Here is an 11,930-nt window from a genome sequence, read left to right as displayed (position 1 = left end):
CGAAGGCCCGTGGCGGCCGGTACGGCGCGCCACGGGCCATGGCCCACCTGCCTGGTGAGGGCGGAGGTGCCGGTGTGGACACGGAGCGCGGCGCGAGGTGGCCGGTGGGGCGCCGCGGCCGAGCTGACGCTCCGTCCCGGAGCGCTCGGCGGCTTTTTGGCTAGAATCCGCAAGGTGAAGAGCGACGCCCCCTGCCTGCTCTCCCTCCTCGGACTGCCGGCGGGAGAGGCATGATCCCCCGCACGTCCGTCCCGTGGACCCTCAGCGGGAGATACGCGCCCGAGCGCCTCCTGCTCCAGAACGACGAGTGCGACCTCTACCTCGCCTACCCCCACGGGGGCGATTCCACGGCGGTGACGCTCAGGGTCTACCGCCCGGGGCTGAGCGCGGACCCGGCCCTGCTGGAACGGGTGGCCGGTCTCATCACGGTGGAGCCGTACACGACGAGGCTGATCGACTACGACCACGCGAAGGCGACCTGGCTGGTCCAGGAGTTCCTCCCGCTGGGGAGCCTGCGCGACCTCATGAACTTCATGAACAGGGGGCCCTTCCACGAGGAGCGCTCACGTGAGGTCGTGGCCGCCGTCACCCGCTGCCTCGACGGCTGGCAGAACACCCTGGGACACGAGGTCGGCGACTTCGGCCCCGAAGACCTGCTGGTCAGGCAGACCGATCCGCTGGTCCTGGCGCTCGGCCACCACCGTGCCGCGCAGTGGGCGGCCCTCCCCGGCGGCTCTCCCTGGCCCGTGGCGCCCGAGACCCTCGAAGGGGTCCGCGGAGCCCCCGCCGCCTGGTGGACGCTGGGGGTCGTCGCTCACGAACTGCTGACCGGGCGTCCCGCGGTGTTCGAGCCGGGTGACGCGGCCGTCGACCTCGGAGCAGCCGGCCGGGAGGGCTGGGAGCCGCTGCTCGCCGGGCTGCTGACCGTCGACCCCGCCGCCCGGTGGGGCGCGGCGGAGGTGCGGTCGTGGCTGGCGGGCGCCGCGCCGGACGTCGGCGCCGTCCGCCGGTACGCTCCCGTGGAGTTCGCCGGCCGGAGCCATGCCACCCCCACCGCCCTGGCGATCGACCTGACCGCGCGGCCCGGGGCGGCCGAGTCCTGGCTGCGCGACGGCGGCCGGAACCGGCTCGCGACCTGGCTCGATCGCGAGGTCCGCGACGAGCGCTTCGACCGGGGATGGCTCGACAAGGCGGAGCCCGTGGCCGTCGCCGCCTTCGCCGCCGCGTTCACGGCCGGGCTGCGGCCGCGATACCGGGGAATGGCGATCGACGCCGAGGGCCTCCTCGACCTGGCCAGAGGCGGATCGTCCGGCCACCACGCCGTCGCCGACGCCGTGGCGGCCGGCGCGCTCGCCCACGCCGCCCGCCACCGCTGCTCGCATCCGCGGTGCCCGGAGGGTACGGCGGGCGGATGCGCGCGCCTGCTCGGGGTCGAGGCCGAGGTCCCCGTCGTGATGGCCGAGGTGCGCGCCGTGCTCGACCGGCTGTACGACATCGTCGGACCGGTCTCCGCCGGGACCTGGGAACGCGGCGTGGCGGCGGCCGTCGAGCTGTGCCTGGTCCCGCAGGCCGCCCGCGCGCAGCGATGGCGGCTGCGCGCCGAAAGCCTGCACCCGCTGCGCCGGGCCGCGATCGGGCGGGTCACCTGGTGGTCGGAGCAGCGCAGGAAAGCCCTGAAGGGCAACGCCGGGGAGGTCGAGACCCGCGCCGCCATCGTGTCGGTGCTTCTGCTCACCTCAAGCGCCGACGAGGCCGGCAGGCAGCTCGCCGAGGAGAGCCGGGAGGAGTTCCGGCGGCGGCGGCAGGAGCTCACGGGCCAGGGGCGTTCGGTCCTGGTCCGGGCCGGCAGGACGGTCGAGTCCCTCTGGTTCGAGCTGCGGCTGCGCTACCCGGCGATCAGGGCGGCGGTGACGCGGGTGCTGGTGGAGCGCTCCGAGAGCGGGCTCTCCCGGGGCCAGGCGGGCTGGCGCCACGCGCGGGCGCGCTGGCAGAGCCGGTACGGCCGATGGCGGCTCGACCGCGCGGAACGGCGGCGGGTGGGACGCTGACGGACGGCCCGCGGCCGTGACGCGCGGCGCGACGGAACCGCCAGGCCGTGCAGAGCGCGCCGTGCGATCCGTGCGATCCGGGTGATTCGGAATGACGCTCTGCTGCGGCGATTCGGAAGAACGTCCTGGGCAGACCTCTCTCGGCCGCCCCGGGAACGTTTCGCGGAGGCGGCGCCTGCGTCACTCCGCCCGGCCCCGCGCCCTTTCGGCGAGCTGCTCGCGCACCTGCTCGGCCGCCGGGGGATCCAGCTTCTCGGCCAGGGCGTGGGCCTCGGCCAGCGCGTCGTGCGCCGCGGCGCTGTCTCCGGCGGCCAGGTGCGCGTCGCCGAGCATGACGAGGGTGCGGGCCTCGTGCAACGGGACCTGTATCCGGCGGAACAGGGCCAGGGCCTGCTGGAAGTAGGGCACGGCCTGTGCCGGGTTGCCCGTCGCGATGGTCAGCTCGCCCAGCCCGACCAGCACCCGCGCCTCCGCGAGCCGCTGGCTGGATGTGCTGGCCAGCATCAGGGCGTGGCGCAGCGCCCCCTCCGCCTCGGCGAGCATGCCCTGCCGCAGCCGCGCGATGCCCAGCCCGTGCAGCGCGTACGCCTCTCCGGTGGGGTCGCCGATGTCCCTGACGACGGTCAGCGCCTCGTCGAAGACGCGCGCGGCGAGGGCGGGCTCGTCCGACTGGAGATGGACGTGCCCCATCCGGTGCAGGACCTGGGCCCGCACCCTCCGGCTGCCGCCGTTCCCGCTGAGCTGCAGCGCCTCCGACAGCAGCCGCTTGGCGCCTTCGAGGTCGTCGAACTCCAGCCTGAGCTGGGCCAGGTTGTGGAGCGCGTAGGCCGCGGCGACCTGGTCCCCGATGGTGCGGAAGATCTCCAGCGCCCATTCGTAGTGCGCCGCCGCCTCGTCGAAGCGGCCGTTCATCCGGTCGAGGAACCCGATGTTGCGGATGGCCATGGCGACCCCGCGATCGTCGCTGACCTCCCGGAACAGCCTGACCGCCGCTTCGAATTCACGCTGCGCGTCGTCGAAGCGCTGCTCGGTGATGGCCAGCGAGCCCATCGAGTGAAGCACCGCCGCCTGGCCGCGCTTGTCCCGGGCGTGCCGGGTGGCCGCCAGCGCGATGTCGTGGGTCTCCCGCCAGTCGTCGAGGTAGACCCGCGCCTCGAAGAACGTCACCGCGTTGATCGTCAGACTCCAGCAGAGCTCGACGAGGCCCGCCTGCGCCGCCTGCCGGATGCCGGAGACCAGGATCATGCGCTCACGCTCGAACCAGGCGAGCGGCACCGCGATGAGCTGGTCGACCAGATCCCTGGGCAGAGACCAGAGGGAGGCGTCACTGTGGACCAGGATGTCGGGGCCGTACTCCCGCCGGCGGGCCGCCTCCGCGAGGAAGAGCAGGCCGCCGAGCACGCGGCCCAGCGCCGCGCCGCGCTCGCCTGCGGACTCCTCCGCGGCGAGGCGCTCCCGGGCGAACACCCGGATGAGGTCGTGGAACCTGTACTGCGTGTGCACGCCGCGCCCGACTCCGGTGGTCTCGACGAGCTGCGCGTCGGCCAGGTCGTCCAGCAGGTCCTGCGCGTCGGCGAAGGGCATGTCGAGGAGGGCCGCGCTGATCCAGGCGGAGAAGATCTGGGAGTCCAGGATCGCCAGGCGCCGGAAGAGCCGCCGGGCGTCCTCGGCGGCGCTGTCATAGGTCAGCGAGATGCTGGCCCTGATCCCCATGTCGCCGTGTTTGAGCTCGTCCAGCCGGCGGGTCTCGTCCTCCAGCCGCCCCACGAGCTGCTCGATGCTCCAATGGGGGCGCGCCAGGAGCCGCGCACCGGCGATGCGGAGCGCCAGGGGGAGCTGTCCGCAGAGCTCGGCCAGCGCCGCGGCGGACTCCGCCTCGGACTGCACCCGCTCCACACCCGCTATCCGGGACAGCAGGTCCATCGACTGGCTCGAATCGAAGATGTCCACGTCGACGTGTATCGCACCGGCCAGCCCGGCCAGCCGGCTCCGGCTGGTGATGATCACGGCGGAGGCGGGATTGCCCGGAAGCAGCGGCAGGACCTGGCTCTCGTTGCCCGCGTCGTCCAGCACGATCAGCATCCTGCGATCGGCGAGCAGGGCGCGGTACATCTCCGCCCGCTCCTCCAGGCCGTCGGGGAGTGCGGTGCCGGGCACGCCGAGCACGCGCAGGAACCGTTCGAGCACCTGCATCGGGCTGGTCGGGCGTGAGACGCCCCCGTGCAGGTCGGCGTAGAGCTGCCCGTCGGGGAAGTGCTCGGCGACGCTGTGCGCGGAGTGCACCGCGACGGTGGTCTTCCCGATCCCCGCCTTCCCGACGATCGCGATGATCGGTACGGCGAAGCGGGACCGGTCGTCGACGGCGAGCGTCAGCCGCTGGCGGATGTCGTCGATCTGCTTGGTGCGTCCGGTGAAGTCGGCGATGTCGGTGGGGAGCATGCTCGGCGCGTTCGGGACGCGGGGCGCCGGCTCCTCGACGACCTTGGCGGGCTGCGCCGGCAGGTCGAGGCTCTCGTCGGAGGTGAGGATGGCGTATTCGAGCTGCTGGAGCCGCTCGTTGGGCTCGATCCCCAGTTCTTCGATCATGGTCTGCCGGGCGAGCCGGTAGACCTGCAGCGCCTCGGCCTGGCGGCCCGAGCGGTACAGCGCCAGCATGAGCTGGCCGCGGAGCCGCTCGCGCAGCGGATACTCCTCCACGAGCTCGGTGAGCTCGCCGACCAGTTCGTGGTGCCTGCCCAGGTCCAGTTCGAGCTGGACGCAGTCCTCGTTCGCCGTGATCCGGTGTTCGGCGAGCCTGCTCGCCGCCGACTGCACGAGCCTGCTCTCGATGCCGTCCAGGGCGGGCCCGCGCCAGAGCGCGAGCGCCTTGCGGTAGTGCTTTATGGCCTCGTCGAGGTCGCGGGCCTCGCGGGCGCGCCGGGCCTGCAGGATGAGTTTCTCGAAGCGGTGCGAGTCGATCTGGCTGCTGTCGGCCTGGATCGCGTATCCCTGGGACTGGGTGGAGATGACGTCGGCGCTGCTGTGGGCGGCGAAGAGGCGTCGGAGCGCGGAGATGCAGATCTGCACCTGAGCCCGTGAGGTGGTCGGGGGATCGTCTCCGTAGATCGCCTCCATGAGCCGACCGGTGGTGACCGCTCGGTTGGCGTCGAGGAGGAGGGCGGCGAGCACGGTCTGCTGCCTGATGCCTCCCAGATCGAGCCGTTGGTCGCCGGTGACTACCTCCAGAGGGCCCAGAACGCGAAACTCCACCCGCATCTCCTTGAAGAAAACCCGCAACCCCGGCCCATGCGAAAGTCCCTACGCTTCCCGATGCGAGAGAAGCGTCAGTTATCCAACCTCACTGTCAGGCGTGCGTCCCCAGGGAGACCAGGAAGATCTGTCTGTGTCGGTAATTGTCGTTGATGTTCGCGGTGTCCGCGGCTGCTCATCCTACCGAGACCAGAGTCACCCCGTGTGCAATGTGTCTCTTTCGCGAGGAGTGTACTACTTCGCGTGATTCCCTGCCAGGGGGATTATGTGGATTCTGATGAGTTCGCCCACTGTTTGTGACCGTAACCCCTTTGATACGGCAACGGAAAACGGCCGGAGACATAATGTCTCCGGCCGTTCGGCCGGCTGATGCCGGCCCGCGACGCTCACTTCATGAGCTCATGTGCTCAGGAGCCGCCCCACGGGTCGCCGTTCGGGTGGGCGGTCGGGGTGGGGGTGGGGGTGGGGACCGGCTGGACGTCCGACGCGCTCACAACCGTGATCCCCGCGGTGCCCGTGGCCGCCACACCCGCACTGGCGACGGCGCCCGTGGCCGCCAGGCCCGCGGTGACGATGATGGCGGAGAAAGCGGTGCGGAAGATGCGGCTGTTGATGTAGTCGTTCATTTTTCTGCCCTCTTGTCTGTCGCGGTGGCCTGTCGTCGCGGGCCGGTCGGTCTGTGCAATTCGAAGTTCGCAGCCGCCGCCATCCGGTCCTTATCGGATCGCTTCTGACATGCCATTAGTGCAGTTCAAGAGGGTGAAGACGCCTTTTGCAGCCGGTTGCGGAGAGGGTCGCCGATCGTGCGGCCGGGCCGTCGCGACGGCCGCCGGCGGCTCCGCGGCATCCGCCCCTCCGGCCCGGCCCGATGGGCGATAGCGCGATGCCCGCGGGCGATAGCGGGACGCCGACGGGCGATAGCGGGACGAAGGCGTATCGATAGCGGGCTCGGGGAGCCTGGACCGAGGACCGGACCGGCCGGTGTCCGCCGTTGTCCGGCGGCCGGGTCGACGCGTGTCGGACGGGAGCCGGAGGTGCCGGGACGCATGAAGGCGTCCACCGGACCACGGAGGCCCGCCGCCGCGGTCCGGTGCGCGATGGCAGAGATGATCAGACGGTCCGCCGTGACGGGCCTGACAGATAGGTGTTCCTGACATGGGTATCAGTGCACAGGCGCTGGACAGCGTCTACGGGCGCTCGGCCGCCGGCGTGCGGGCGCGTCTGGAGCGGGCCGAGGACAGCTACTGGTGCGCCGTCGCGGTCGCCGAGACCGATGGCGACGGCTGCATCACGGAGTGGTGGGGCCAGAAGTTCGAGCGCGGGCTGTATCGCATCGTGTTCGACAGCGACTACTACTTCGTCAGCCTCGGCCTCAGTGCGGCTTATCCCGAAATAACCGTCATCTTCCGCCTGAACGACGAAACGGAAGCGCACCAGATCAAAGTGATCCTTTCGCCGTATTCCTATTCGACGTATTTCGGGTCGAACAACTGACGGCGATCGCGCAGGCATAGAAAGGACTCCGCCGGTGAAGACCACGAGACGACAGGCCGGGCGTTACGCCGCGTTCACCCCTGTATCCCTCCCCGGGCGCACTTGGCCGAACAACACCATCGCCTCCGCGCCGCGCTGGCTGTCGACCGATCTCCGCGACGGCAACCAGTCACTGGCCAACCCCATGTCCCCCGACCGCAAACTGGCGATGTTCGAACTCCTGGTGAGCATGGGATACAAGGAGATCGAGGTGGGGTTCCCGGTCGCCAGCCAGGACGACTTCGACTTCCTGCGCGTGCTCATCGAGCAGGAGCGGATCCCCGCCGACGTGCGGATCTCGGTGCTCGTGCAGGCCCGGGACGAGCTGATCAGGCGGACCGTGGAGAGCCTGGAGGGGGCGCCGCGCGCCACGATTCACCTGTACAACGCGACGTCGCCGCTGTTCAGGCGGGTCGTGTTCGGCATGAGCCGGAACGAGTGCAAGGACCTCGCGGTGCAGGGAACCCGGCTGATGATGAAATACGCCGACAAGACGCTGGGCGACTGCGACCTCGGTTTCCAGTACTCCCCGGAGCTCTTCAGCGACACCGAGCTGGATTTCTCGCTGGAGGTCTGCGAGGCCGTCATGGACGTATGGCAGCCGGAACCGGGCCGCGGGATCATCCTCAACTTCCCCACGACCGTCGAGCGCTCCCTGCCCAACGTCTTCGCCGACCAGATCGAATGGCTGAGCCGGAACCTCTCCAGAAGAGAGCACGTCTGCCTTTCGATCCATCCGCACAACGACCGGGGTACGGCCGTGGCCTCCGCCGAGCTGGCCCTCCTGGCGGGCGCCGAACGGATCGAGGGCTGCCTGTTCGGCAACGGCGAGCGGGCGGGCAACGTCTGCCTGGTCACGCTCGGGCTCAACATGTTCACCCACGGGGTCGATCCCGGCATCGACTTCTCCGACATCAACGAGATCCGCCGCACCGTCGAACGCTGCAACGGGCTGTCGGTCCATCCGCGGCACCCCTACGGGGGCGACCTCGTCTACACCTCCTTCTCGGGCTCCCACCAGGACGCGATCAAGAAGGGGTTCGACGCCCTGGAGCGCGAGGCCGTCCACCGGGGCGCCGCCGTCGGAGACCTCCCGTGGGAGATGCCGTACCTGCCGCTCGACCCCGAGGACGTGGGCCGGACGTACGAGGCCGTCGTCCGGATCAACAGCCAGTCCGGCAAGGGCGGCGTGGCCTACGTCATGAGCGCCTGGCACGGTCTGAACCTGCCGCGTGACCTGCAGATCGACTTCGCGCACGTGGTCCAGTCGCAGGCCGACGCGGAGGGCGGGGAGATCACGCCCGGCCGGGTCGGGCAGCTTTTCGAGCGCGAGTACCTCTCCAGCTCCGACCTGCCCGTCCCCCTCGCCTCCGGCGCCGAGCTGGTGACGACCTCCCTTCACGTCGACGGCGAGAGATTCGACGTCGGCGCGGACAGGGCGGACACCGTCCAGGCCGTCCGGGCGACGCTCGGCCGCTGGGGTTTCGACGTGCGGGCCGTCCATCGCACCGGGATCGCCGGCCAGGATCGCGGCCCGGACGCGGACGTGGCCGTCTACGCCGAGTGCCGGGTGGAGGGGCGGGTCTCCTGGGGGGTGGGCATCGACCGGGACGTCGAGGCCGCGTCCCTCGCGGCGGTGCGGTCGGCCGTCATCAGGGCGCGCCTGAAGCACCTGCCCGCCAGGGACGTGGCGGAGCCGGGGATCGCCGCGCCGCTGGTCGCCGCGGGCAGGTGACGGCCGGCTGCCGCCCGCGGGCGGCAGCCGGCCGGAGGGTGATAGCCGGCCGATAACAGATGGAAACCGCACCCGCATAGCGTCTTCATCGTCACCCCATCGGAGAACAGCCGAGATCGAAAGGTGCGACGACGATGCGGAGAATCCAGCTCAAAAAGCAGAAGGAAAAGGCGCTCGACTCACTGGACCTGCGTACTCCGTCCGGCCGTAAGTTGCGGTTCTGAACCGCCGGACCCATTTCTCCAAGAGGGAGGCTGATCATGAGCTTGGTCGAAAGAGATGAGGCGTTGGCCTCCCTTGAGGGGCTTCTTGCCAACGCCGTCATGGGCAAGGGAAGGGTCGCGCTGGTGAGCGGCACCGTCGCCACCGGCAAGAGCGAGCTGCTGCACGGCTTCGCGGAGCAGGCCCTGGAACTGGGCGCCCTGCCCGTCACGGCGACGGGGTCGCGCGTCGAGCGCGACCTGCCGCTGGGCGTGCTGCGCCAGCTGATCCAGGACTCGCCGCTGGTGGCGGAGGAGCGAGAGCGGGCCATGGCCCTGCTGGACGAGGGCGCCCGCACCGTGACGCCGTCCGGCTCCCAGGCGGAGCCTCTCGACCATGTCGACGCCCAGATCGTCCATGCTCTGTGCACGCTCCTGCTGGAGCTGTCGGAGCGGTATCCGCTGATGATCGTCGTGGACGACGTGCAGCACGCCGACCGCGCGTCCCTGCTCTGCCTATCCTATCTGTCGCGGCGGGTCCGGTTCGCCCGGATCGTCGCGGTGTTCAGCCACTCCGACCACGGGTGGTCCAGCGAGACGTTCTTCCAGACCGAGCTGCTGCGCCAGCCGCACTGCCGCCGCATCCAGCTCGCCCCGCTCTCCAGGGCGGGGGTGATGTCCCTGGTCGCCAGGCGGGTGGGGAAGGAGGCCGCCGAGCGGTTCTCCGAGGACTGGTACGCCGTCAGCGGCGGCAACCCGCTGCTGGCCGGGGCGCTGGTGGACGACTACGAGGACTTCCTGCACGCCTCCGGTGGGGAGACGCCGGCCGAGCTCGTCGTCGGCGACCGGTACGGCCAGGCCGTGCTGTCGTGCCTGCGCCGCGGTGAGCCGCAGATGCTCCGGGTGGCCCGCGGGCTCGCCATCCTCGGCGGGCCCGACTCCCTGGCCCAGCTGCTCGGGGTCGGTCCCGCGTCCGTGATCCGGGCGCTGCACTTCCTGACCGTCGCCGGCCTGCTCGCCCTGGGCCGCTTCCGGCACGAGGCGGCACGCACCGCCGTACTGGCCGAGGTGGACTCCGGGGAGTGGGCCGATCTCCACCGGCGCGCGGCGGAGCTGGCCCACGAGAGCGGCGCCTCCACCACGACGGTCGCCGACCACCTTCTCCAGGCCGGCCGGGTCGACGCCCCCTGGGGGGTCTCCGTGCTGGAGGACGCGGCCAGGAACGCCCTGCGCGAAGGGCGCGTGGAGTCGGCGGTCGCCTACCTGCGGCTGGCGTGGCGCGAGTGCGTGGACGAGCAGCACCGCATGAAGATCACCACGATGCTCGTGCGCGCCGAATGGCGGATCAACCCCGCCGCGCCCGCCGGACACCTGGCCGAACTGGCCGAGGCGATGCAGCGAGGCCATCTCCGGGGGAGCGACGCCGTGGTGCTGGCCCGGGCGCTGCTGTGGCACGGCCGCTTCGAGGACGCGCGGGACGTGCTGGAGCATCTGAACGAGTCGGGGGGCGGCATGGACTCCGAGACGGTGACGGAGCTCGTCATCGCCCGCCCGTGGCTGCGCGCCACCCACCCTCCCTTCCTGGCCCACCTCCAGAAGACGACCGGCGAGCAGGACCGCGCCGCCATCGTGTCGGTGACGGCGAACCGCCGGCTGGACGCCGCGCTCGCGCTCGCCGACGTGCTCACCAGAGGGCCGCGCGAGGAGGTCATGGACGCGGTCGAGCGGATCCTGCGCGGCTGCCGCCTCGACGAGATGTCGATGGACACCGTGGAGAGCGCGCTCCTGGCCCTCACCTACGCCGGGCGGCCCGACCGGGCCGCACCCTGGTGCGACCTGTTCAGCGCGGAGGCGTCCGCACTGCAGGCCCCGAGCCGCCAGGCGAGGCTCGCCGCCATCCGGGCCGAGATCGCGGTCCGCCAGGGCGACATGCCGGGCGCCGAGCACCACGCGCGCGCCGCGCTGGACATCATCCCGCTGAGCAGCTGGGGCGTCGCCGTCGGCGGGCCGCTGAGCAGCCTCATCCTGGCCCTGACGGCGATGGGCAAGTACGACGCCGTGCACGAGTATCTCGACCAGCCCGTGCCCGACGCCATGTTCCGGACCCGGTACGGCCTGCACTACCTGCACGCCAGAGGCCGCTACAGCCTGGCCACCGACCATCCGGCCCTGGCGCTGCGCGACTTCCAGCGCTGCGGCGAGCTGATGGGCAGGTGGGAGCTCGACGTGCCGGGACTCGTCGCCTGGCGGACCGACGCCGCCGAGGCCTGCCTGCGCCTGGGCCGGCCGGAGCAGGCGCGGCAGCTCGCCGAGGAACAGCTCAGGCGCTGCGGTCCCGCGACGCCCAGGCCGCACGGCATCGCCATGCGCCTGACGGCCGCCACCGGCAACGCGCGGCAGCGCACCACCCTGCTCCGCCAGGCGGTCGAGCTGCTGCAGTCGGCGGGGGACAGGTACGAGCTGTCCAGGGCCCTGTCCGATCTCGTCAAGGTCTACCAGGACCTCGGCGAGTACCGCCGCGCGGGGATGATCGCGGGCCGGGCGCAGGCCGTGGCCCGGGAATGCGGCGTCGGATCGGTGAGCAGGGCGGTTCCCCGGGACGGGGCCGGCGCCGCCGCGACGCCGCCGGCCGAGTCGGGCGCCGTCCTGAGCGACGCCGAGCGCAGGGTCGCCGTCCTGGCGGCCGCCGGATACACCAACCGGGAGATCGCCGGCAAGCTCTACATCACGATCAGCACGGTGGAGCAGCACCTGACCCGGACCTACCGCAAGCTGAACATCACCCGGCGCGCGGATCTGCCGTCCAGCCTCGAATTCGGCAGTCCGGTCACCGCCTGAACCGTGCCGGCGGGCGGAGTCGCGCGGGTCCTGCCGCGCCCGGCCGCCGGCACGGTCCGCGCGGGCGCTTCCGGGACCGATTTTGTAGGGGTGTCGAGAAAAGGACATACCTGATTACCCTTGCGGAATCGGTGTATTTCATAGCTCTGGAGTGGTGTACCAGGAAATCCGGTGAGGAGATCGCGTGACCGTCCCCCCCGCTGCGAAGGCCGCAATGAACCGTCGTTTCCGCAAGGTCTTGATCGCCAATCGTGGTGAGATCGCCGTGCGGATCGCCCGCGCATGCAAGGACGCCGGGCTGGCCAGCGTCGCCGTCTACGCCGACCA

At 71.2% G+C, this 11,930-nt stretch carries 7 protein-coding genes; 5 read left to right on the top strand and 2 right to left on the bottom strand.

What is annotated here, in order from left to right; genetic code table 11:
* Positions 1–230: 230 nt before the first annotated feature.
* On the top strand, positions 231–2,048 hold the full coding sequence (locus BM085_RS06840; protein WP_093886174.1) for a hypothetical protein: 1,818 nt from the start codon (positions 231–233) through the stop codon (positions 2,046–2,048).
* A gap of 180 nt (positions 2,049–2,228) precedes the next feature.
* Here BM085_RS06840 and BM085_RS06835 read toward each other — a convergent pair whose 3' ends face one another.
* Together BM085_RS06835 and BM085_RS06830 are read right to left on the bottom strand one after the other, a co-directional pair.
* Complete coding sequence (locus BM085_RS06835) at positions 2,229–5,303, bottom strand: AfsR/SARP family transcriptional regulator (protein ID WP_245789169.1); 3,075 nt, start codon at positions 5,301–5,303, stop codon at positions 2,229–2,231.
* 401 nt (positions 5,304–5,704) lie between these two features.
* A complete protein-coding gene (locus BM085_RS06830) occupies positions 5,705–5,923 on the bottom strand; it encodes a hypothetical protein (RefSeq protein WP_093886173.1) in 219 nt (72 codons plus the stop codon).
* Positions 5,924–6,452: 529 nt separating this feature from the next.
* Here BM085_RS06830 and BM085_RS06825 point away from each other — a divergent pair.
* From BM085_RS06825 to BM085_RS46735, 4 genes are all read left to right on the top strand, one after another.
* Positions 6,453–6,791 (top strand): hydroxyisourate hydrolase, encoded by a 339-nt coding sequence (locus BM085_RS06825; protein ID WP_093886172.1) that lies wholly within the window; start codon positions 6,453–6,455, stop codon positions 6,789–6,791.
* A gap of 34 nt (positions 6,792–6,825) precedes the next feature.
* Entirely contained in the window at positions 6,826–8,565 is a 1,740-nt protein-coding gene (leuA, locus tag BM085_RS06820; RefSeq protein WP_093886171.1) for a 2-isopropylmalate synthase, read from the top strand.
* 260 nt (positions 8,566–8,825) lie between these two features.
* Positions 8,826–11,603 carry a helix-turn-helix transcriptional regulator gene (locus BM085_RS06815; RefSeq protein WP_093886170.1) on the top strand — a complete coding sequence of 926 codons (2,778 nt, stop codon included), beginning with the start codon at positions 8,826–8,828 and terminating at the stop codon, positions 11,601–11,603.
* A 214-nt stretch (positions 11,604–11,817) separates the two neighbouring features.
* The coding region (locus BM085_RS46735) for a biotin carboxylase N-terminal domain-containing protein (RefSeq protein ID WP_143120844.1) at positions 11,818–11,930 on the top strand (113 nt) is incomplete at its 3' end.

This window comes from Streptosporangium canum, from assembly GCF_900113865.1.
Classification (GTDB): Bacteria; Actinomycetota; Actinomycetes; order Streptosporangiales; family Streptosporangiaceae; genus Streptosporangium; species Streptosporangium canum.
Note: the sequence above shows the minus strand (reverse complement) of the source record. Positions and strands in the feature narration are given on the sequence as shown.